Below are 21,976 nucleotides of genomic sequence, written 5' to 3' on the forward strand. Positions count from 1 at the left end.
TCCGCTACCGGGTTGCCTCAGCGTGGACTACAGTCGTCATGTCCTCAACTTGCGGCTTTTGATTGGGGAGTTGGCTGCCCAGATAGTGAACCGCAAAGAACTCGATCCCGACCAGTCGCCCAACGCGCGCTTCGGGAAGCTCTTACGCAGGCTGCGGGATGAGCACGGCTGGACGCAGGAAGAGCTAGCGAAGCGCATGGGGTGTTCCGACACGCACATTTCGGCCGTAGAAACTGGCCGTCGTTCGCCAACTCCCCGCTTCGCGGCAAGTGCTGACAAGGCGCTCGGTACGGGCGATCAGCTACAACGGCAGTGCCGTGTGACTCGGGGAAGTGCGCTGCTGGAGGGCTTCCCCGAGTTCGTAGATCACGAAGGCCGCGCAGTAGAGATCCGCCTGTACGAGGTAGGCGTCATACCTGGGCTACTTCAGACCCCGGAGTATGCAGCCGCACTTGCCCAGAGCGCTGTCATGCGTGGGGCGATCACGCAGAACGAGGCCGATGAACGGGTCTCGCTCGTCGCCAAGCGGCAAGCGGCAGTCACCCGCCCACGGCCGCCCATGGTCTTAGCCGTGCTCGATGAAAGCTGCCTCCGCCGACCCGTTGGCGGAACTGCCGTAATGAACGCTCAGCTTGACAGGTTGCTTGAGTTCGCCAGGATGCCGAACACCACGCTTCAGGTAGCCCAGTTCGAGATGGGCGAGCATCGCCCTTTCGATCTGCCGGTCACCGTGTTGACTCTTCCGAACCGGCAGCTCATGACCTATGCCGAGTCCGCACAGCGCGGCCACCTGGACAGGGAAAGCGACGCCGCAGCAGTGATACTTACCGCCTACCATCAGATGCAGGCTGAAGCGCTCAGCCAGACAGCATCTGTCGCCATGATCCACCGGCTAAGAAGGGGCACCCCGTGACAACCGACTCCCTCCACTGGGTCAGGTCTACCTACAGCAACAACGGCGGCCAGTGTGTCGAATGGGCGCCGGAGCACGCAGCGGCCACGGGCGAGGTTCTGGTCCGCGACAGCAAGGACCCGAACGGCCCGCAACTCACGCTGACCCCTTCGGCGTTCGCCGGGCTCGTCGCCTTCGCCAAGTCGCACGGCTGACCAGTCACCACGCGTCCGGACCGGCCCCCGTCATGTCCACCAACGGACACTGCGGGGGCCAACTGGCCGGCGTTCGGCTCGTAGCACTGCCCCTCCCTGGCTGGACGTCATCCATGACCGGTGCCACAGCGCACAGAAGCGGGCCAGAGCCGCCTGACAGGCCGCCAGTCCACCTCGGCCCTCATCCCGACGGCGGTGTGGTGATCCGCTTCTCGAACCAATGGTGGGCATACGGCTCGTCGTTGAAGGCAGCGACCTCCCGGAAGCCGCTGGAGCGGTAGAGACCGATCGCCGCGGTGAGCGCCTTGTTGGTGTCCAGGCGGAGTACGCCGCAGCCCTGCTGGGCGGCTCGGGTCTCCAACTCGGCCAGGAACCGGCGGCCGAGACCGAGCCCCCGGGTGCTGGGCGCAACCCACATGCGTTTGACCTCGGCCGGGGCGTCGGGGGGGCAGCTTCAGGCCAGCACAGCCGACGGGCTCGCCGTGCAGCCGGGCAACCAGGAACAGGCCGTGTGGTGGCCGGAGTTCGCCCGCGTCGGGCAGCAGGCTCCGCGCGGGATCGAAGCCGGCCTCAAAGCGTTCCTGCACCTCGTCGAAGTAGGACCGCAGGCAGTGCTGGGCGTCGGGGTGGTCTGGATCAACCGTGTCCAGTGTGACCGTCGCGGCGGTCAGCAAGCGTTCGACCTCGGCCATGGCGGCGGTCAGCCGGGCGCGCTGGGCCATGTTGAGCGGCTCCAGGAGAGAGCTGGCCAGCTCGTCGCTGCGGCCATCGAGCACAGCGCGCTCGGCGCGGCCTGCGTCGGTGAGCCGGACGGTGCGCACCCGCCTGTCCCGGGGCTGTGGCTCCACGGTCACCAGGCCGTCGGACTCCAGGGAGCGCAGCAGCCGGCTGACGTACCCGGAGTCGAGCGCGAGGTGCTCGCGCAGTTGCCGCACGTCCTGGCCCTTCTCGCCGATCTCCCAGAGCAGCCGGGCCTCACCGATGGGCCGGTCGCGGCCCAGGTAGTGGTCATGGAGCACGCCCACACGTTCGGCGACGGTGCGGTTGAACTTCCGCACCTGGTCGATCTGCACCATATCCATTCCCTGACCTTGGTCAGAGAATCGTGTGCCTGGCCAGAGGAGTCAGCCTTCAGCGGGACGTAGACCGGCGTTCGCGACGTTCGAGAAGACCCCTGCAGCGTTCCCCGGCCCCGGCTCAACCGTGCAACTTTTTGGCCAGGTCACCCCACCCATAGGATGGGGACATGACCGATACCGCGAGTGAGCGCGCACCGCTGGGGCGCCGCGAGCGCAAGAAGGCCGCCACCCGCCAGGCGCTTGCCGATGCCGCCCTGCGGCTCTTCGCGGAGCGGGGCTACGACCACGTCGGCATCCGGGACATCGCGGAGGCCGCCGATGTCTCGACCACCACGCTGTTCAAGCACTTCCCGAGCAAGGAAGCGCTGGTCTTCGACGAGGGCGACGAGATCAAGGCCGCGCTGCTCGCCGCCGTGCGCGAGCGGCCGGCCGGGCAGTCCATCCCCCGCGCGCTGCGCGACCACGTCCTGCGCGCCCGGCTCCCCAAGGGGGCGGACGCCGATCCGCGCTTCGTCCAACTCCTCGAACTCGTCGACGCCACCCCCGCGTTGCGCGCCTACGCCCGGCGCATGTGGATGCAGCACGAGATCGATCTGGCCGCGGTGATCGCCGAGGAGAGCGGCGTGCCCGCCGACGACCCGATGTGCCGCGCACTCGCCCACTTCGCCCTGGAGGCGCGCGACCTGGGCCACGACAGCCCGGACCCCGAGGCCGTCGTCAACGGCGCCTTCGCCCTGCTCGAACGGGGCTGGTCGGCAGGGCAACGGAAGGCGGCGAACTAGCCAGCGACGGCTGGCCGCGCAAGGGGGGAAGCAGGGAAACCGCACGGCCCGTGATCGGGCGGGTGGCTGGCACAGCCCGGCGCAGCTCGTGCTGTACGGGAGCGCGTCGGGTCAGACGTCGTCATCCGGTCGAAGCGCTCCTGCGCCTCCTCGCCGCCGCGCGGTTCACCCCTCAGTCCGCTCTTCGGCCCGTCGGCGCCGGTACTCCGCCGCCCTGGCCTGGTAGTTGCGGTACTCCTGGGCGTGGTCCGGCGGGAGGTGCGGGGCGTCCGGCGGGGTCGTGGCGAAGAACCGTTCCAGCCCGGTATTGGCGCCCGCGGCGAGTTCTCCGGAGCGGGGGAACATCGTCGCCTCGTAGCGGGCGAGCGCGTCCTCGACGGTGGCCTCCTCGTGCAGGGCGTGCGCGAGTTCCGCGCCGTCGAGCAGGGCGAGGTTGGCGCCGTGGCCGCCGAAGGGGGCCATGAGGTGGGCGGCATCACCGATCAGGGTGACGCCGGGGACGCGGTCCCAGGTCAGCGGGGCGGGCAGGGCCCAGAAGGAACGGGCAACGTAGTCGCCGTCGTTGTCCGTGAGCAGCGGGCGCAGGTCGGCGGACCAGCCGCCGAACTCCCGTAGCAGAAAGGGCCGGACGGCCGCGGGGTCGGCGAGATCCAGGCCGGCCCGGACGTGCCAGTCGGGCCGGGCGCGGAACGCCACATAGCCGCGGACCACGCCGTTGCTGTTGCGTTGGACGATCACCGCGCGGCCGTCCCCGTCGGTGGTGAACAGATGCCCGTCGCCGACGAGTGCGGCAACCTCGGGATGCCGGGCGTCGACGTCGTCGAACCGGACATCGAGGAAGGCGACCCCCAGGTAGCGCGGCGCCGCATCGGTCACCAGGGGCCGCACCTTCGACCAGGCGCCGTCGGCCCCGATGACGAGATCCGCCTCGGCTGCCGCCCCGTTGGCGAACTCCAGCCGGTGCACCCCGCCGCCGACCGGCATCGCCCGGACCAGCTTGTGTCCCCAACGGACCGTCCCCGGCCGCACGTTGGCGTGGAGCATGGCCCGCAGCTGCCCGCGGTCGATCTCGGGCGCGGCCGCGTCCCCCTCCTCGGGGACGAACGCGACGAGCACGGTGCCGTGGTGGTCGCGGCGGCTCTTGGCCTGCCCTTCGAGGCGCGCCAACGCCCGGAAGGAGTCCATCAGTCCGGCGTCCTCCAGGGCGATCTGGCCGGAGTCGGCGTGCAGGTCGAGCGTCCCGCCGGGGTCGCGGGAGTCCACGGCGTCGTCCGCGTCGTAGACGGTCGGTTCGATGCCGTGGTTCTGGAGGATGCGCGCACAGAGCAACCCGGCGGGGCCGCCGCCGATGATCGCGATGCGTGGATTGTTCGTCGTCATGGGGTCCTTTCCGTAGGCGCAGGCGTAGCGCCCGTTGGTCGGCGCCGGCGTAGCGCCTCCTCCCTGAACCGTAGACTCAACGAGTACAAAAGTGCAACAGTTCAATTTTTCCACTTGGTCAACCTAAAGCTTGACCTGCAGCGCCCGAGCACCACCTCCCCTCAACTCCATCTGATCAGCCAACATTGACAACCCAGCTTGAACATATTTAGCGTGCAGAGCATGAGCGAAAGCCGCGACGGCCTCCAGTCAGGGCCGCAACTCCGCATGTTCATCGAGGCGATGACGCTGCCGGACCAGGCGGCCCGGGCATGACGAGGCCCGCCATACGCCTCCACGCATCGCGGCACACCGCGGGCCGCGACGGATCCGGCTTCGATCGGAAGTTGATCGCGCCGATGGTCCTGGGCACGGTCCTGAACCCGGTCAACTCCTCGATGCTCGCCGTGGCCCTGATCCCCATCGGGCAGTCCTTCGGCGCCCCGCCCGCGCAGACCGCCTGGCTGGTCTCCGCGCTCTACCTCGCCACCGCCGTCGGCCAACCGGTCCTCGGACGCCTGGTGGACTCCTACGGGCCCCGCCTGCTGTACCTGATCGGCACCGCACTGGTGGGCATCGCCGGCCTGTTGGGAGCGTTCGCGCCGAACCTGGGGGTGCTGATCCTCTCCCGGGTGCTGCTCGGATTCGGTACGTCGGCGGCCTACCCGGCATCGATGTTCCTCTTGCGCGCCGAGTCGGACCGTACGGGCCTGAAGAGCCCCGGCGGCATCCTCGCCGCGCTGTCCGTCTGCGGCCAGGTCATCGCCGTCATCGGCCCGACCGTCGGCGGGCTGCTGATCTCGGCGGGCGGCTGGCATCTGATCTTCGGCATCAACGTGCCGCTGTCCGCCGCCTGTTTGGTGCTGGGCGCGCTGCACCTGCCGCGGCTGGCCACCCTCAAGGAGGTCAGTGGCGTCCGTCCCGCGCGACGGACGGACGTCGCCGGGATGGCGCTGTTCGCGGTCACGCTCACCGCCTTCATGCTGTTCCTGATGGACCCGCGGGTCGGCACCTGGTACCTGCCGGCGCTCGGCGCGGTGGCGGGCGCCGCGTTCGCCGCGCGGGAACTGCGCACGTCCGAGCCGTTCGTCGACCTCCGGGTCCTGCGCGGCAACGCCCCGCTGCTGGCCACCTACGGCCGTCAACTGCTCGCCTACACCACGGCCTACGCCTTCCTGTACGGCTTCACGCAGTGGCTGGAAGAAGGGCGCTCGCTCAGCGCCAAGGCGGCCGGGTTGCTCCTGCTGCCGATGTCGGCGGTGGCCGTGGTGGTCACCGCGATCACCGGCCGGCGCGCCGCGGTCCGCGGCAAGCTGATCGTCGGGGCCGTGGTCCAACTCGTCGGCTGTGCGGCCCTGTTGTTCGCCGACGCGGCAAGCCCCCTGTGGCTGCTGGCGCTCATCGCCGCCGTAGTCGGCATCCCGCAGGGGCTCAACGGCCTGGCCAACCAGAACGCCCTGTACGCCCAGGCCGATCCGGCCCGGATGGGGTCCTCCGCCGGGCTGCTGCGCACCTTCACCTACCTCGGCGCGCTCGCGGCCTCGGCCGCCAACGCCGCCTTCTTCCGGCACGGCGCCACCACCGACGGCCTGCGCCACCTGGGCTGGCTCCTGCTCGTCGCCGCCGCACTGTTCCTGGTGGCGAGCGTCGCCGACCGCTCGCTGCACCGCATCGGTCGGGCCGGGGATACGGATGCTGACCCCAATGCCGATGCCGACAACGTCGGCTCGTCTCCCGGGAGTCGGGCGACCGGCCGTTGATCGCCACGCCGGCCTACCTCAGGCCCGTGCCGCCGCACCACACCACACGAGATGCCCAAGTACCGGCAATCAGCAGGCAATTCGCGCACTTCACACAGTTGGAGAGACCCCACCATGACCGTCAGCGCCCTGGACCCCAAGACCGCCCTGGTCGTCATCGACCTTCAGAACGGCCTGCGGGGCGTGCCGGGCGCGCCGCACACCCTGAGCGAGGTGATCGAGCGGAACGTCCAGCTCGCCGACGCCTTTCGTGCCCGGGAGTTGCCCGTCGTCCTGGTCCGCGTCAGCTTCGCGCCCGACGGCGCCGATGTCGTTCCGGGCCGGACCGAGGAGCCGCGCCGCGCCCAGACCCCGCCCGCCGGCTGGGACGAGATCGTGCCCGAACTCGCCGGCCACGCGGGGGACATCACCGTCACCAAGCGCAACTGGTCGGCCTTCTACGGCACCGACCTCGACCTTCACCTGCGACGTCGAGGTGTCACCCAGATCGTGCTGACGGGGGTGGCCACCAGCATCGGTGTGGAGTCCACCGCCCGTACCGCGCACGAGCACGGCTACCACCTCACGCTGGCCACCGACGCCATGACCGACCTGGACGCGGACGCTCACCAGCACAGCATCGGCAAGATCTTCCCCCGGCTCGGCGAGCGCGGTACCACCGAGGAGATCCTGGAACTGCTCGCCAAGACCCACGGCTGACCCGGGCGTTGGGCGGCTGCCCTGCCCTTCCATGACGTCCGGGAGGGCAGGGCAGCCGCCGCTACGCCCGTTCGTCGAGGAGGCCGGCCACCAGGTCGTGGGCGTAGTCGGCGTCGAGAGGGCCGGGGCGGAACAGGATGCGGTACATCATCGGGGCGACGACGTGGTCGAGGACCACGTCGACGTCGGGCGCCTGCTCGCCCCGGTCGGTGGCGCGGGCGAGGATGATGTCGATCTGGTCGGCAGCGTAGGCGGAGCACTGGCCGGCGTTGCTGCCGTCCGGGTCGCCGAGCAGTGCGTCGCGGATGTAGGCGCGGCCGGGTGGCGACGCCATCTCGTCGAGGAAATGCTCGGCCCATGTCCGCAGGTCGGAGACGAGGTTGCCGCGGTCCTCGGGCGGTGACTCCGGACGCAGGCGCTCCACGGCCACGTCGGAGAGCAGCTCCCGCAGGTCGCCCCAGCGCCGGTAGATCGTCGACGGGGTGACACCGGCCCGTGCGGCGACCAGCGGGACGGTCAACGCGTCGCGGCCCAGCTCGGTTTCGAGTTCGCGCACGGCGGTGTGGACCGCTTCCTGAACGCGGGCACTACGACCACCGGGGCGCACCATCGGTCGGGGACTCATACCCTCACTCTAAGCCCTTAACGCAAAACACTTGCGTCTAGGCCCTGTCGTCAAACTCCCGTCGCCCGGAGGGCGGGCGACGGGAGTTTGACGACAGGGCCTAGCGGGCGCGGGACACGGACGCCTCGCCCACCCGGCCGCACCCCGCCACCGGGGTGAGCGCACGGGCCGGCGCGGACTGCTCGTAGGCGTGGCCCGCCCGCAGCAGTAGGGGCTCCCCGAGTGGCCGCGCGAGCAGCTGCATGCCGATCGGCATGCCCGCCCGATCGTGGCCCACCGGTATCGAAAGCGACGGCAGGCCGGTGACGTTGGCCGGCGCGCAGAGCCGCACATAGGCGTCCGAGACGCCCTCGACCGTGCCGTCGGGCCAGGCAACCGTCTCCTGGCCGGCCGGCACCGCGGTCATCGGGACGGTCGGGGCGGCGATCACATCGACCTCTGCCAGCAGCCGCCCCCACTCCTGCCGCATCAGGGTGCGGGCGCGCTGGGCGCGTAGGTAGTCCCCGGCGGGCATCAGCGCGCCGGCTTCGAGGAGGATGCGGACGTCGTCGCCGTAGTGGTCGGGAACGGTCCGGAGGGTCTGCTCGTGGTAGGCGGTGGCCTCGGGGACCATCAACCCCCAGTGGGTCGCCTGGATGTACCGCGCCATCGGGATCTCGACCTCGACGAGCCGCGCGCCGAGCGCCTCCAACTGGTCGACGGCGCTCCGGACTGCGGCCTCGACGTCCGGATCGATCCGGTCGAAGAAGTAGTTCCGGGGGACGCCGACGCGCAGTCCCGTCAGGTCGGTACCGCTGGGCGGCAGGTGTTCGGCGAGGGGCGTGGCCAGGGAAGCGGGGTCGCGCGGATCGGGCCCGGCCAGCGTGGGCAGGACCAGGGCAGCGTCCTCGACGGTGCGGGTGAGCGGGCCGACGTGGTCCAACGACCAGGAGAGCGCGGTGACTCCGTGCCGCGGGACCAGGCCGTACGTCGGCTTCAGGCCGACGATCCCGTTCAGCGCGGCGGGGACCCGGATCGATCCCCCGGTGTCCGTCCCCAGGGCGAAGCCGGCGGCTCCCGCGGCCACCGCGACGGCCGAACCGCCGCTGGAGCCGCCCGCGGTCCGGCTCCGGTCCCGGGCGTTGTGGGTCTGAGGGGTGGTCAGTCCATAGGCGAACTCATGGGTGTGCGTCTTGCCGACGAGCACCGCCCCGGCCGCCGCCAGGCGCGCGGCGACCGTGCTGTCCTCGTCCGCGTGGTGGCCGCTGCGGACCCGGGAACTGGCCGTGGTCGCCAGGCCGGCGACATCGATCAGGTCCTTCATCCCCATGGGGATTCCGTGCAACGGGCCGCGGAACTGGCCGGCCACGGCCTCCCGTTCCGCCGCGCGCGCCGAGCGTCGGGCCCGCTCCGTGGTGACGGTCACGTAGGCGCCTAGCTGTGGCTCGACCTGCTCGATGCGGTCGAGCACGGAGTCCACCAACTCGACGGGCGACAGCCGCCGGGCGCGGATCGCGTCCGCCGCGGCGGCGAGGGAGAGCTCATGCGGCTGCATCGGGCTTCTCCTCTCCCGCGCGGTAGGAGGCGGCGGGCGGCACGTCCGCGAAGTCCAGCTCCCGCAGGGTCGAGACGACGGAATCGATGTGGGCGGCGACGGCCGCCACTGCCTCGTGGCGATCGTCGGGCAGCGGAAGCCCGGAGCGCGCGGCCCAGCGGGCGACCTCCGGAGGCGTGAGTGCGGCGGTGGGCAGAGGCATGTGTGTCGTCTCCTGATCGGTCCGTTGATCCGTTGCTCCGCTGCATCGCGTGCGGACACACTCACAACTAAAAGCCAACTGTTTGCTTTAGCCGACGATAGCCTCTACTCTCGACTTAACGCAAACAGATTGCTTTTAGCTTCCCGTCCGCGCCGCGCCGCCCCCGCACGACGCCCCGACCAAGCAGGAGCGAGGAAGGGCAAGGAGAGGAACGGCAAGGAAGAGCGAGCTGGAGCGAGGAAGACCCAGGAAGACCGAGAAGGAAAGGACGCATGATGCACACCCCGCCCACCGACGAAACCGCCGGCCGCGCCGGCCACGTCACCCCCTCCTGGACGGTCGGCGACCTCACCGTCCACCGCATCGACGAGTCCCGCCTGCCGCAGGCGACCGGCCCCTGGCTGCTGCCGAGCGCGACACCCGAGGTGATCGACGAACACGACTGGCTACGCCCCGACTTCGCGGACGAGGACGGCTTCCTCCGCCTCTCCACCCACAGCTTCGCCCTCACCGTCGGCGGCCTGCGCGTGCTCATCGACACCGGAATCGGCAACGGCAAGACCCGCGCCAACCCCGCCTGGCACGACCTCCACACCGACTATCCAGAGCACCTCACCGCAGCCGGCTTCGCCCCCGAGAGCGTCGACCTGGTGATCCTGACCCACCTGCACGCCGACCACGTCGGCTGGAACACCCGGGCACACGGCGGCACTTGGGTCCCCACCTTCCCCAACGCCCGCTATGTCGTCTCCCGAGCCGAGCGGGAGTTCTGGGCCGGGTACGCGATGGACGAACCGCGCCGGCAGATGTTCCGCGATTCGGTGCTCCCGGTCGAGGACGCCGGCTTGCTCGATCTTGTCGACGTCCCGCCCGAGGGCGTCGAAGTCACCACCGGACTGCGCCTGCTGCCCACTCCCGGGCACACCCCGGGCCATGTCGCGGTGGAGATCAGCAGCCGGGGCGCCACCGCGCTGGTCACCGGCGACTGCACCCACCACCCCGTCCAGTTCGCCGACCCGGCCATCGGCAGCTGCGTCGACATCGACCCCGCACAGGCCCTGGCCACCCGTCGCGCACTCTTCAGGACTCTCGCCGACAACGAAACCCTCGTCCTGGGCACCCACTTCCCCCCACCCACCGCCGGCCGCGTGGTCCCCACGGGCACCACCTACCGCCTCGCCCCCATCCCGCCGACCAACAGAGCCCACGGGTGACACCCGCTCCTTGGCCCAAAGGCCGGGGACGCTCACCACACAGCCCTCGCCCGCCAAGAAGCGGAAAATTTCCCACGGTTCGGGAATCGTGAGAAGCGAACCACCCGCCGGGTGGATGGCCTTGCCGGCCGTCTCCCTGACTGCTCGCCACCTGAGGGCAACTGGGCCAGCTACCGGAGCGGCCGCATTCCCAAACCGGCGTTGTTGCTCCGGCACCAATCCGGCACTAATCCGGTACGAACCAGCCGTCGACCGGGCCTGTGCGCACTTGGACTTGCCGGCGAGGGGATGGGATTCGAGGGGCAGCCGCCTACGCTGTGCGGCTCACGCTGTCCGGCCGCTCCCCTCTCTCTGCTCGCTCCCCGCGCGTTCGGCTCCCCCTCTCCCTGCTCTCCCCCGCCCCCCCCCGCATTCGGCTCCGTTCCCAAGCACACGTGTGGTGCGGCTATCCGGCCTGCCCGCGCCCCCATGCACCGTTCTCAACTTCGCGCCCTGTTGCGGGGTTTGCCCCCCAACGGCCGGTGCCCGCCGGAGTGTGCCGGCGAGCGGCCGGGGCCGCGCGTCATTGCGCGCGCGGCGGTTACAGACGATCGACCAGGTACTGGGTGGCCAGGCTGGTGGCGGACACCACCAGCCACAGGCAGCCCCCAAGGAGGAGTGGTGCGGCGCCGGCTCGGCGGAGCTTGGCGGGTTGGGTGGATAGGCCGATCGCGGAGAGGGCGACGGTGATCAGGAAGACCGCGAGGGTGCTGAGCGGGCCGTGGGCCGTGGAGGGGATGAGGCCGGCGGTGTTCACGGCCGCCAGGACGAGGAAGCCGGCGAGGAACCACGGCACCAGCTTCCTGACCCGCACCGGGCCGGGAAGCTCCTGTCCCGAACCGGCTGCGTCGGAGTCAGCCATCCGCGCACGGCGGCGGGCGAGGGCAGCGAGGCCGAGGCAGATCGGAATGATCAGCAGGGTGCGGGCGAGCTTGACCACCACCGCGTAGTCGGCTGCCCCACTGCCGTAGGTGGTGGCTGCGGCGACGACCGACGACATGTCGTTGACCGCGGTGCCGGCGAACAGGCCGAAGGCGTGTTGGCTCATGTCCAGCAGATGTCCGAGGACGGGGAAGGCCAGCACCGCGGCGACGTTGAAGACGAAGATCGTGGAGATGGCGTAGGCCACCTCCGCCTCGGCCGCGCCGATGATCGGCGTGACCGCGGCGATCGCGGAGGCACCGCAGATGCCGGTACCCACGCCGATCAGGGTCCGCAGATCGCGCACGACGCCAAGGCGGCGTCCGATGAAGTACGCCGCCACCAGGCAGGCCGCGAGGGACACGATCATCACCGGCAGCGAGCCGACACCGACCCGCAGCACCTGGCCCAGGGACAGTTGCGCGCCCAGCACCACCACCGCGGCCTGGAGCACTCCGCGTCCGGCGAAGGCGATGCCCGGCCGCATCCGCTCGCCGGGCCGCGCCACGACCGCCACCAGCACCCCCAGCACGATTCCGGTCACCGGTCCGCCGATCACGGGCGCCAGTCGACCCAGCACCGTCGCAACCAGGGCGACGGCGACGGCGAGGGCGAGCCCGGGCAACCGGCCGGCGAGGGCGGCGCGGCGACTTCGGGTGGCGGCGGGGCGAGAGAGGGGGATGGTCCCCGACCGGGTGGGGCTGGCGTCCTTCATGATCACCACTGTGGGTCGCCCCGCGCTCGGCCTGTAGCCCTTGATCGAGCAGGAGGTCATAGCTGGGGCGTATGACCGACCCATACGCTACGGCTGTGACAGCTTCCTCCACGCCAGACCCCACCGCTCACCTCCCCACCGCTCACCTCCCTTTGCGCACGCCCGACCTGGAGTCGCTACGGCTCCTCGTGCTCGTGGCCGACCTCGGAAGCCTGGGCCGTGCGGCCGAGCAGCTGCGGATATCCCAACCGTCCGCCAGCCGCCGGCTGTCCACGCTGGAACGCGGCCTGGGACTCGTGCTGGTCGACCGGACGCGGCGCGGCTCCCGGCTGACACTGGCCGGGCAGGTCGTCACCGGGCACGCACGCAGCGTCCTGGACGAGTTGGACGGGTTGCTCGCCGGGGCCGGCAAGCTGCGCGACAGGCGGGAGGCCGAACTGCGCGTCGCGGCGAGCCTGACCATCGCCGAGTACCTGCTGCCGGTCTGGATCAGCGAGCTGCGCGGGCGCCGGCCGGAGTTGTACATCGGGCTGCAAGTGATCAACAGCGAGCACGTGCCCGAGCTGGTCGAATCGGGCGAGGCCGACATCGGGTTCATCGAGGGGCCGTATCTGTCCCGCGTGATGTCCACACGGCAGGTGGCCGAGGACCGGCTCGTCGTCGTGGTCGACCCCGGTCATCCGTGGGCGCGACGCCGCGAGCCGCTCTCGGCGCGCGAACTGTCCCGAACGCGGCTGGTGTTGCGGGAGAGCGGCTCCGGCACGCGCCAGACCCTGGACCGCGCCCTGCACCTGGCCGGCCATGACCGTGCCCGGCCATTGGTGGAACTCGGTTCGACGGCCGCCGTGCGCGGCGCGGTGATCGCCGGCACCGGGCCATCCGTCCTGAGCGAGCTGGCCGTCCGCGGGGACATCGCCGAGGGCCGCCTCACCGGCGTCGACGTGGCGGGCGTCGACCTCACCCGCGAACTGCGCGCGGTATGGCCCACCGGACGGCGCCTGGTGGGACCGGCGGCAGAACTGGTCACAGTGGCCCGGGACGTGAACGCCCGCTAGTTATGTTGCCCCTGCCCCCTGCGCCACCCCCACGGCTCTGACCTGCTATGCGGACGTGGTGGACGCGTTCCACCTACCCCGGCTTCGCCGGCGCCGCAGGACGGGAGTACGCGGTTGTCGTCAGCGCGGATGGCCTCGGAGGTTCAATCTTCGCGGCGCCGACGGCGGTTCATGGTTGGGCCGGGTGGTCAGAACGGCAGTAGGCGGTCTGCGTAGGCGTGCATCGGTTCGCTCTTTCCCGGCTCCGGCCGCAGGCCGTAGTCGTGGAGTCCGAGCCGCTCGGCAACCGCGCGGGAGCCGGTGTTGTGCGCGAGGATCCAGGCGACCACGGGCAGTTCGGGGTCATGCTGCCCCGCGACGCGGACGGCGGCGCGGCTGATCTCCGTGGCATAGCCCTTGCCCCAATGGGCGTGGGCCAGGCGGTAGTAGAGGTTCCAGAAGCCCGGTTCGTGACGCTGGGCGCCGCCGACGCCGATCAGTTCGCCGGTGTTCCGGTGCCGGGCCATCCAGTAGCTCAGGCCGTCCGACTCCCAGTGGTCGGTGCACCGTTCGATCCAGGCTTTGGTGATGACGGGGCTGGTGTGGCGGCCCGCGGGATCGTGGCGCCAGACCTCGGGGTCGGAATTGAGGGTGTAGAGGGCGTCCAGGTCCTCCGGGCCGACGACACGCAGTTCCAGGCGCTCGGTCAACACCAGGTACGGTTCACGGTCGTTGCTCATCCAGTGATCATATCGAGCGCCCCGGCCAGCCCGCCTTTGCATTCCGCGGCTCTCCGAGCCGGCGAGCCGGCCCCTGCTCGGCATGCCCTTAAGCTCACGCTCCATGGTCCTGCTGAGCGATCCGCGCGTACGCAACATCCCTGTGCTGGAGTGCGGCGAGCCTCTTGTGGAGATCGGCGTCGATGCGGGCATCACGCTGGACCCGCGGGAACGAGACGAGGCCGGGGAGTACGGGCGGGTCAGGGCCGGCGTGCTCGAACGCCTCCGCGCAGCCTCCGAGAGGCTCCCCGCGGGCGTCGGTTTCCTCGTCATCGAAGGGCATCGCAGCCCGGAGGAACAGGCACGCCGGTTCGCGCGGTATGCGGATCGTCTGCGACGTTCGGGGATCACGGATCCGGTCGAACGTCGGCGTCGAGCCAGCGCGTTCGTCTCTCCGGTCGAGGTTGCCCCGCACTGTGCCGGTGCCGCCCTCGACCTGACGCACATTGATGCGGACGGCGTCGAGCTGGACATGGGCAGGCCGGTGAACGGACACCGCACCGGCGACGAGAGAGCGTGCCCACTCGACGCTCCGGGGTTGTCGGCGGCCGCGCGGAAGAACCGTGACCTCCTGGCCGAACGCCTGGGAGCGGAGGGCTTCGTGAACTACCCCAGCGAGTGGTGGCATTGGTCTTACGGTGACCGCTACTGGGCTCTCATGAGGGGCGTCAGCGCTGCCGTCTACGGGCCGGTCTGACCCTACGGCCGACAGCGCCGTGCGCATGGCGGGGCTCCGCCGACCGACGATCGGCGACTTTCGGACATGCCGTTGCATCGGCGATCTGCCACGCGCGACACCCGCTTACAGTTCCCCGCATGGTTCTTGCACACGGCGTTCCGCGGCTGTTTCGGGGCGGCACACCGCGGAAAGGCTCGCTGCGGAAAAGCTCAACACCGCGGTGGGCAACGCCGATTGGCGCTCCGCTCGGCACCCTGTGGCGTGTTGGGCAAGGGGAGCCGGAGAGGCGGGGGTGGCGGACGGTGCGTGGTATCGCCGCGGCTGGTCGTCGGCCGGTGGGTTGTTGCCCTTCGGGGCCTGACCCGCGCCCTCTGGTGCGGGTCGAGGCGGACGGGAGGTGCCGGTGACGGCGCCCCCGAGACCGGAGCCGACGCCCACAGGGCCGCAGTTGGCCCGACAAGGGCCGGAGTCGGCGTCGTCCCCACGGCCGGGCGCCTCGGTGCTCGTCGTCGGTGCCTACTCCGTGGACCTGGTGTTCCGGGAGTTGGCCGGGCCGGTGGCGTTCGGCTCCGAGGTGTGGGCCGGCGGGTTGGGCATGGTGCCGGGCGGGGCCTTCACGCTCGCGATGGGGCTGCGACGGCTGGGGCATGACGTGGTGTGGGCGGCCGACTTCGGTTCCGATCTCTTCAGTCGGGAGGTTCTCGCCGCGGCCCGCGCCGAGGGCCTGGACGAGCGGGGTTTTAGGCAGCACGCGCGGCCGTTGCGGAATGTGACGGTTGCGCTGTCCGGAGCCGAGGACCGGGCGATGATCGCCTATGAAGACCCGGTCGCCGTGCGCCCGTTGGCGGAGCTGATCGCCACCCATCGGCCCACCGTCGTGATGTTGCCGTACCTCCAGTACGGGGCGGAGGTCTCGGCCGCGCTCGATGTGGCCGCCGAGCACGGTGCCCAGGTGTTCATGGACTGCCAGGACTATCCCGGCGACATCGGGATGCCGGACGTGGCCAAGGCGCTCTCCCAGGTGCAGGTGTTCGCGCCCAACGAGGCCGAGGCGCTGCGGATCACCGGGGCGGACAGCGCGGCGGAGGCGTTGGAGATCCTGGCCGATCTGGTGCCGGTGGCGGTCGTCAAGCGGGGCGGCGCGGGCGCGATCGCCGCCGAGGCCGGCCGTCGGGTCGTCCATGCGGCCCCCGCCGTGCGGGTGGTGGACACCACGGGGGCCGGTGACTGTTTCAACGTGGGTTTTCTGCACCAGCGCCTGGCGGGCGGATCGCTCGACGAGTGTCTGGCCGCGGGCGTGGCCTGCGGCGCGGCCGCGGTCACCGGCCCCGGGTCCAGCGCCGCGCCGGACAGCGCCGGGCTGCGTGCCTGGCTCGGGCGCCTCCCGGCATGAGCCGGCAGCACACCAGACAGCTCGACAGCCAGTCACCGGTACGAAGGAGCAGTATGTCCGAACAGGCGTGGGACGACGCGGTGGTGGCCCGGCCCCCGGATCAGGACGTCCGGGTCCTGGTGGCCGATCTGGACGGCACGTTGCTCGGCGGCGACGAGAGCGCGCGGCGACGGCTGCGCCAGGCACTGGACCGGCATCCGGACATCACCGTGGTCTTCGCCACCGGTCGCGGACTGCCCTCGATCCGGGCACGCCTGGCCCGTGATCCGCTGCTGCCCGTCCCCCGCTGGATCATCGCGGACGTCGGCGCCAGCATCGTGGACGCCTCGGGGATGGCTCATCTCGACGCGTTGGAGGGGGAGTTACGCGCCGGCTGGCCCGGGTCGGAGCGGATCCGGGCGGCCCTGCGCCGCTTCCCCGACCTCGTCTACCAGGAGGGCGTGGCACAGGACGGCCGCTGCTCCTTCTTCCTCTCCCCCGAGCACCTGTCCCCCGAGCTCACCGCGGCGGTGCAGCAACTCGGCTGTTCCTGGACCTATTCCGACGACCGCTTCTTCGACGTCCTGCCCCCGCACGCCGGCAAGGGCCAGGCGGTGCAGCGGCTGGCCGACAAGTTGCAGTGGCCGCGGGGCGGTGTGCTCGTGGCCGGCGACTCGCTCAATGACCTGTCGCTCTTCCAACTCGGCAGCCACGGCGTGATCATGGGCAATGCCGAACCCGCGCTCCCCGCGCAGGTCCCCGACAGTCCGCTGGTCCACCGCCCGCCGTTGGAGGGCGCCGCCGCGATCCTGGACGCCCTGGAACGGCTCGGCTGGGTGCAGCGCACCGCGCCGGTCGTCATCGGCTATCACCGTCCGCCGATGTGCTGGTCACGGGGCCGTTGGCGCCGGCCCGCAAGCCCGAACGGGATACTGCCGACGCTGACGTCCGTGCTGGGCGACGGCGCCCCGGACTTGGCCGCGGTATGGGCCGCTGCCCTGGTGGACGAGGAGCCCGGCACTCCCCGCCCGCCCGTCCCCGCCACTTCGTCCCTCCCCCTCGCGCTGCTCGACGTGACGCCCCAGCAGTGGTCCGGCTACTTCCACGGCGCCTGCAAGGAAACGCTCTGGCCTGCGCTGATGTCCCAACCACGGCTCATCCGGCGCGACCCATCACACTGGTCCACCTACGAGGCCGTCAACGCGGCCTTCGCCCAACACATCGGCGCGCACGCCGAGCACGGCGCCACGGTCTGGCTGCACGACTACAACCTCTGGCTCGTTCCAGGCATCCTCAAGTCCCAACGACCGGACCTGACCATCGGCCTGTTCCACCACACCCCCTTCCCCGCCCCGGACGTGTTCCGACAACTCCCCAACGCCGCGCAACTGTGCCGCTCCCTCGTCCGGCTCGACTGGGCGGGCTTCCACACCAGGGCCTTCGCCCACAACTTCCGCCAGCTGCTGGCCGGTACGGGCCGCGTTCCGCGTACCGGCGTCCATCCCCTGGGCATCGACCACGGGGCCGTCTCCGCACTGGCCCGGGCGCGGGCCGCCGCCCGTACAGCGCACTCCCCCACCGACGACGCGTCCCTCCACGTCCTGTCCGTGGAGCGCCTGGACTACGCCAAGGCCCCCGTCCACAAGGTCCGCGCCATCGACGCCCTCCTGGAGCGGGAACCCCAACTAAGGCAGCGACTGCGCTTCCGCCTGGTATGCCCGCCTGCCGAACCAGGCATCCGCGCCTACGACGCCACCCGCACCGAACTCGAAGCGACCATCGCCGCCGTCAACGGACGTTGGGGTGGCGGAAGTTGGCGCCCCATCGACTACCTACCGCACCCCCTCCCCTTCCCCGCCGTGGTCGATCAGTACCTCGAAGCCGGGGTGTTCTGGGTGACTTCCCTGGCCGACGGGATGAATCTGGCCGCGAAGGAGTACGTCACCGTTCGCTCCGCCACCGACCGCCCGGGCGTCCTCGTTCTCTCCCGGCACGCCGGCGCCGCCGAACAACTCGCCCCTGCCGCCCTGCTCACCGACCCCAACTCGCCCCAGGACCTGGTCGACACCCTGCATCGGGCGCTGTCCCTCTCCCCCGCCCAACGCGCCACCCACACCGCCGACTTGGCCGCCCTCCTCGGCGACCCGTCCCCCACTGCCTGGGCCCGCAACATCCTCCGGGACATCGGCGGCGACCAGGCACCACCGACCGCATTGTAGGGTTTCCTCATGTCTGCATCGGGGGTGGGATTTCTTGTCTGGTTCGGGCTCGGTTGGTGGTTGTTGGGCACCAGCGCGTTCGACGGGGCCACGCGGCCGATCCTCATCGTGATGGGTTGTGCGGCGGCGTTGGGGCTGCAGTTCACGGCTCGGCGCTTCCTGCCGAGGCAGGAGGCCGACGCCCTCCCGCCGGATCGGCGACGGCGGTTCCGGCTGGTCAACGTGGTCCAGTGGCTGCTGATCGCCGCCGTGGTCGTGGGGTGCGTGAGCGCGGGGGTTCCGGTGCTGGTACCGCCGCTGGTCGCGGTGGTCGTGGGCCTGCATTTCCTGCCGTTGGTCACGGTCTTCGAGCAGCCGCGCTTCCGGGTGCCCGCCGCCCTGCTGGTCGCGGCCGGGGCGGCCGGCGGGGCCGTGTGGCTGGCCAACGGCCCGGATGCGGCCGTGCGTCTGGTGGTGGGCCTGCTGAGCGCGCTGTCGCTGTGGGGCGTGGGGACCTGGGCGGCCGCCAGGGCGGCCGCAACCGCCGGGCGAACGGCAAGCGGCCCTCCGTTCGAGGGGTAAGAGGAGTAAGCGGCAACCAGTCAGCGGTGGTTGATGGCTGGCGTGCGTCGCTACGCCCCACGGCCGGTGCGCGCGTAACGCCCCGGCGTGACGCCAACCATGCGCTTGAAGTGGCGCGTCAGGTGTGACTGGTCGTAGAAGCCGGCGTCGGCCGCCACGGTGGTCGGCGGCCGGCCGTCGAGCAGCAGTCGGCGGGCCCGCTCGACCCTACGGGCCATCAGGTACTGGTGCGGGGCGATGCCGAAGGCCGCGCTGAACGCCCGTACGAGGTGAGTGGGGTGGGCGTGCAGCAGCTGCGCGGCCTCGTCGAGGGTCACGCCCTGGTGGAGGCGGTCGTCGAGGAGTTCGCGCAGGGTAGCGGCCACACCGGGGGCGGCCTGGCGGGGGCGGGCGACGAGCCGGGGGCGTAGGTGGCTTCGCAGCTGTTCGCCGATCAGAGCCAGTCGGCTCTCGGCCTCCAACTCGTCGCCGGGGTGGGCCAGTGCCGCGTGCAGTTGTCCGACGCGTCGGCGCAGCAGCGGGTCGGCGAGGTCGGGGCCGTCCACCGCCGGGCCGATGTAGCTCTCGTCCAACTGGGACAGGTCCAGGTAGAGCACGCGCTTGCGGAATCCCCGTGCGGTGGTGGGCGAGCCGTTGTGCGGTACCTGGGGCGGGAGGAGGGACACCGTGTCGTTCGGGGTGCCGCGTGCCTGGCGTCCGAGGTCGTACTGGACGGCGCCGTCGTCCACGATCAGCAGCGTCCATACGTCGTGGACGTGCATCGGGTAGGCGTGCTCGGTGAAATGGGCGTGGAAGACCTCCACGACGCCCGGGACCTGCGGGCGCCATGCGGACACTTCCTGCCGTGCGGCCATGCAAAGAACGTACAAGACGGCGCGGCGGGCCGGTCGGCAGCCTGGGGGCATGACAGCAGCCGTTGACGCCCCCGTGCGTTTCGAGACCAAGATTGCCGTGCTTCTGCGGGAGGACCTGGAGCCCCGGCAGCGCCTGAACGTGACCGCCTTCCTGGTCAGCGGGTTGGGTACGGAACTCCCCGAGGTGATCGGCGCACCGTACGCGGACGCCGACGACACCCCGTATCTGCCGATGTTCCGGCAGCCGGTGCTCGTCTTCGAGGGCGCCAAGGAGACGCTGGTCGCGGCGCATGGCCGGGCGCTGGCCCGGGCCCTCCCCCGGTCGGTGTTCACCTCCGACCTGTTCGCCACCGGGAACGACCGGGACAACCGCGCCGCGGTGCGGGCCGTCCCGAGGGAGGAGCTGGACCTGGTGGGCCTGGCCGTGTACGGCCCGCGCAACGCGGTCGACAAGGTGATCAAGGGGGCTCGGATGCATCCGTGATCGGGTTCCGGTTCGGGTCCGCTCGCAGGTGGCGTGCCGGCCGAACGGCTGCCGGGGGCGGCCCAGTTGCGTCCCGAACACGGCCCGCCGCCCCTCCCGCACCCACCCGCCACTTCCTCACCCCCTCCTCCCCAATCCCCCCGATCCGCGCTCCCCGGGCGCACCATGGAAGGACGAACGCCCGTCGGCGAACGGCCGTGAGAAGCACACGGCGGGAGGCGGCGGGCAGGGGGAGAAGAGAACGTCAGGGGGCTGAGTGGTAGGAGCCCGCCGGTGGCACATGGACGGTTGCGGATCTTTCTCGGGGCCGCTCCCGGGGTTGGTAAGACGTACGCGATGCTCGCGGAGGGGCAGCGGTTGCGGGCGTTGGGCACCGACGTGGTGGTGGGCTTCGTTGAGCCGCACGGGCGGCGGCCGACGGCCGCGATGGCCGAGGGGCTGGAGACGGTGGAGCGGCGCACGCTGTGGCACCGCGGGGTGCGGTTCACCGAGATGGATCTGGACGCGGTGTTGGCGCGCCATCCGCAGGTGGCGCTGGTCGACGAGCTGGCCCACTCCAACGTTCCCGGGGCGCGCAACGCCAAGCGGTGGCAGGACGTGAGGGAGCTGTTGGACGCCGGCATCGACGTCGTCACCACGCTCAATGTGCAGCACCTGGAGTCGTTGAACGACGTGGTCCGGCAGATCACCGGGGTGCGGCAGCAGGAGACCCTGCCCGACGAGGTGGCACGCGGGGCAGACCAGATCGAGCTGGTGGATTTGCCGCCGGAGGTGTTGCGGCGGCGGATGGTGCATGGCGACATCTATCCGCCGGACCGCATCGAGTCCGCGCTCACCCACTATTTCCGGGTCGGCAATCTCACGGCGTTGCGGGAGATCGCGCTGCTGTGGTTGGCCGACCGGGTGGAGGAGGGGTTGCAGCGCTATCGGGCCGAGCACGGGATCGTCGCGCCGTGGGAGACGCGAGAGCGCATTCTGGTCGGTCTGAGTGGTGGTCCGGAAGGCGAGACGCTGATCCGGCGGGCCGCGCGGATCAGTGCGCGCACGCCGGGGACGGAGCTGTTGGCGCTGCATGTGGTGCCCGAGGACGGGTTGGCCCGGGTTGCCCCGGCGGCGTTGGACGAGCAGCGCGCGCTGTTGGAGTCGCTCGGCGGGGGTTTCCATCAGATCACCGGCGAGGACGTGGTGGCGGCGCTGTTGCGGTTTGCGGAGGCGGAGAACGTCACTCAGATCGTGTTGGGCGCGAGTCGGTACGGTCGGGTGCGTTCGTTGCTGAGGGCGGGGGTGGGTGAGCGGACGATCAAGGGGTCCGGGCCGATCGATGTGCACATCGTGACGCATGAGGAGGCGGCCGGGTCCGCTGCGTTGAGGTTGCCGCGGCCGGGTCGGGGGTTGGGGGTGCGGCGGTTCGTTGCCGCGTTGGGTGGGGCGGCGGTGCTGCTGCCGGTGTTGACGACCTTGCTGGTCGTGGAGCGGGGCTCGGTGGGGCTGGCCGGGGCGTTGGCGATCTATCTGCTGGTGGTCGTGGTGGTGGCGCTGGTCGGCGGGGCCTCTCCGGCACTGTTGGCGGCGGTGGCCGCGGCGTTGTTGGCGGACTACTACTTCTCCGTGCCGCTGCACTCGCTGGTCATCAACCGCCCCGAGGAGATCATCGCGTTGGTCGTGTTCGTCGCCACGGCCGTGTTGGTCGGCACCGCGGCGGGGACGGCGACGCGGGACACCCTGCGCGCGGCGCGGGCCACGTCGGAGGCGCGGACGTTGAGTCGGCTGGCGGCGGGGGTGCTGCGCGGTCAGGATCTGCCGGCGCTGGTGGAGCTCGTCCGGGAGAACTTCGGGCTGCGCGCGGTGAGTCTGCTCGAACGTGATCCGCAGGCGTCGCCGGTGCCGCACTGATACGT

The 21,976-nt window shown here is 71.0% G+C and carries 20 protein-coding genes and 1 pseudogene; 13 read left to right on the forward strand and 8 right to left on the reverse strand.

What is annotated here, in order from left to right; all coding sequences use genetic code 11:
- Positions 1-82: 82 nt before the first annotated feature.
- On the forward strand, positions 83-913 hold the full coding sequence (locus tag ACFVFQ_RS14255; protein WP_383414400.1) for a Scr1 family TA system antitoxin-like transcriptional regulator: 831 nt from the start codon (positions 83-85) through the stop codon (positions 911-913).
- On the forward strand, positions 910-1,107 hold the full coding sequence (locus tag ACFVFQ_RS14260; RefSeq protein WP_383414269.1) for a DUF397 domain-containing protein: 198 nt from the start codon (positions 910-912) through the stop codon (positions 1,105-1,107). The genes ACFVFQ_RS14255 and ACFVFQ_RS14260 overlap by 4 nt, the downstream gene beginning before the upstream one ends.
- Positions 1,108-1,288: 181 nt before the next feature.
- Here the strand turns inward: ACFVFQ_RS14260 and ACFVFQ_RS14265 are convergent.
- Positions 1,289-2,189, reverse strand: a pseudogene (locus ACFVFQ_RS14265) (GNAT family N-acetyltransferase).
- A 164-nt stretch (positions 2,190-2,353) separates the two neighbouring features.
- On the opposite strand from ACFVFQ_RS14265, the gene ACFVFQ_RS14270 reads away from it, so the two are divergent.
- On the forward strand, positions 2,354-2,968 hold the full coding sequence (locus ACFVFQ_RS14270; RefSeq protein ID WP_383414272.1) for a TetR/AcrR family transcriptional regulator: 615 nt from the start codon (positions 2,354-2,356) through the stop codon (positions 2,966-2,968).
- Between the two features lie 165 nt (positions 2,969-3,133).
- Here ACFVFQ_RS14270 and ACFVFQ_RS14275 read toward each other — a convergent pair whose 3' ends face one another.
- Entirely contained in the window at positions 3,134-4,348 is a 1,215-nt protein-coding gene (locus ACFVFQ_RS14275) for an FAD-dependent oxidoreductase (RefSeq protein WP_383414275.1), read from the reverse strand.
- Between the two features lie 311 nt (positions 4,349-4,659).
- Here ACFVFQ_RS14275 and ACFVFQ_RS14280 point away from each other — a divergent pair, with 311 nt between their 5' ends.
- Together ACFVFQ_RS14280 and ACFVFQ_RS14285 are read left to right on the forward strand one after the other, a co-directional pair.
- The gene (locus tag ACFVFQ_RS14280; protein ID WP_383414279.1) at positions 4,660-6,147 is read left to right on the forward strand and encodes an MFS transporter; all 1,488 of its coding nucleotides are present in this window, start codon (positions 4,660-4,662) and stop codon (positions 6,145-6,147) included.
- A 114-nt stretch (positions 6,148-6,261) separates the two neighbouring features.
- A complete protein-coding gene (locus tag ACFVFQ_RS14285) occupies positions 6,262-6,846 on the forward strand; it encodes a hydrolase (protein ID WP_383414281.1) in 585 nt (194 codons plus the stop codon).
- Positions 6,847-6,907: 61 nt separating this feature from the next.
- Here ACFVFQ_RS14285 and ACFVFQ_RS14290 read toward each other — a convergent pair whose 3' ends face one another.
- The 3 genes from ACFVFQ_RS14290 to ACFVFQ_RS14300 all read right to left on the reverse strand — a co-directional run bounded on the left by ACFVFQ_RS14290 (position 6,908) and on the right by ACFVFQ_RS14300 (position 9,201).
- Positions 6,908-7,471 carry a TetR/AcrR family transcriptional regulator gene (locus ACFVFQ_RS14290; RefSeq protein ID WP_383414284.1) on the reverse strand — a complete coding sequence of 188 codons (564 nt, stop codon included), beginning with the start codon at positions 7,469-7,471 and terminating at the stop codon, positions 6,908-6,910.
- Between the two features lie 100 nt (positions 7,472-7,571).
- Positions 7,572-9,005 carry an amidase gene (locus ACFVFQ_RS14295; RefSeq protein ID WP_383414287.1) on the reverse strand — a complete coding sequence of 478 codons (1,434 nt, stop codon included), beginning with the start codon at positions 9,003-9,005 and terminating at the stop codon, positions 7,572-7,574.
- Positions 8,992-9,201: a hypothetical protein gene (locus tag ACFVFQ_RS14300; protein ID WP_383414403.1), complete on the reverse strand. Its 210-nt coding sequence runs from the start codon at positions 9,199-9,201 to the stop codon at positions 8,992-8,994. Before ACFVFQ_RS14300 ends, ACFVFQ_RS14295 begins: the two co-directional genes overlap by 14 nt.
- Before the next feature lie 281 nt (positions 9,202-9,482).
- On the opposite strand from ACFVFQ_RS14300, the gene ACFVFQ_RS14305 reads away from it, so the two are divergent.
- A complete protein-coding gene (locus ACFVFQ_RS14305; protein ID WP_383414406.1) occupies positions 9,483-10,421 on the forward strand; it encodes an MBL fold metallo-hydrolase in 939 nt (312 codons plus the stop codon).
- 580 nt (positions 10,422-11,001) lie between these two features.
- Here ACFVFQ_RS14305 and ACFVFQ_RS14310 read toward each other — a convergent pair.
- Positions 11,002-12,096 (reverse strand): YeiH family protein, encoded by a 1,095-nt coding sequence (locus ACFVFQ_RS14310; RefSeq protein WP_383414290.1) that lies wholly within the window; start codon positions 12,094-12,096, stop codon positions 11,002-11,004.
- A gap of 71 nt (positions 12,097-12,167) precedes the next feature.
- Here ACFVFQ_RS14310 and ACFVFQ_RS14315 point away from each other — a divergent pair, with 71 nt between their 5' ends.
- Positions 12,168-13,151, forward strand: a complete 984-nt coding sequence (locus ACFVFQ_RS14315; RefSeq protein WP_383414293.1) for a LysR substrate-binding domain-containing protein — start codon at positions 12,168-12,170, stop codon at positions 13,149-13,151.
- A gap of 188 nt (positions 13,152-13,339) precedes the next feature.
- Here the strand turns inward: ACFVFQ_RS14315 and ACFVFQ_RS14320 are convergent, their stop codons facing one another.
- Entirely contained in the window at positions 13,340-13,870 is a 531-nt protein-coding gene (locus ACFVFQ_RS14320) for a GNAT family N-acetyltransferase (RefSeq protein ID WP_383414296.1), read from the reverse strand.
- A gap of 103 nt (positions 13,871-13,973) precedes the next feature.
- Between ACFVFQ_RS14320 and ACFVFQ_RS14325 the strand changes: the two genes are divergently transcribed.
- From ACFVFQ_RS14325 to ACFVFQ_RS14340, 4 genes are all read left to right on the forward strand, one after another.
- Entirely contained in the window at positions 13,974-14,606 is a 633-nt protein-coding gene (locus ACFVFQ_RS14325) for a M15 family metallopeptidase (protein ID WP_383414299.1), read from the forward strand.
- A 385-nt stretch (positions 14,607-14,991) separates the two neighbouring features.
- On the forward strand, positions 14,992-15,981 hold the full coding sequence (locus ACFVFQ_RS14330; protein ID WP_383414302.1) for a carbohydrate kinase family protein: 990 nt from the start codon (positions 14,992-14,994) through the stop codon (positions 15,979-15,981).
- A gap of 53 nt (positions 15,982-16,034) precedes the next feature.
- Positions 16,035-18,179, forward strand: coding sequence for an HAD-IIB family hydrolase (locus ACFVFQ_RS14335; protein ID WP_383414305.1), 2,145 nt, complete (start codon positions 16,035-16,037; stop codon positions 18,177-18,179).
- 9 nt (positions 18,180-18,188) lie between these two features.
- A complete protein-coding gene (locus ACFVFQ_RS14340; RefSeq protein ID WP_383414308.1) occupies positions 18,189-18,740 on the forward strand; it encodes a hypothetical protein in 552 nt (183 codons plus the stop codon).
- 50 nt (positions 18,741-18,790) lie between these two features.
- On the opposite strand, the gene ACFVFQ_RS14345 is transcribed toward ACFVFQ_RS14340, so the two are convergent.
- Positions 18,791-19,594, reverse strand: a complete 804-nt coding sequence (locus ACFVFQ_RS14345) for an AraC family transcriptional regulator (protein ID WP_383414311.1) — start codon at positions 19,592-19,594, stop codon at positions 18,791-18,793.
- 49 nt (positions 19,595-19,643) lie between these two features.
- Between ACFVFQ_RS14345 and ACFVFQ_RS14350 the strand changes: the two genes are divergently transcribed.
- Entirely contained in the window at positions 19,644-20,078 is a 435-nt protein-coding gene (locus ACFVFQ_RS14350) for a DUF2000 family protein (protein WP_383414314.1), read from the forward strand.
- A gap of 273 nt (positions 20,079-20,351) precedes the next feature.
- Positions 20,352-21,971: a DUF4118 domain-containing protein gene (locus ACFVFQ_RS14355; protein ID WP_383414317.1), complete on the forward strand. Its 1,620-nt coding sequence runs from the start codon at positions 20,352-20,354 to the stop codon at positions 21,969-21,971.
- The last annotated feature ends 5 nt before the right edge of the window (positions 21,972-21,976 follow it).

Source organism: Streptomyces sp. NPDC057743, assembly GCF_042798755.1.
GTDB lineage: Bacteria > Actinomycetota > Actinomycetes > Streptomycetales > Streptomycetaceae > Streptomyces.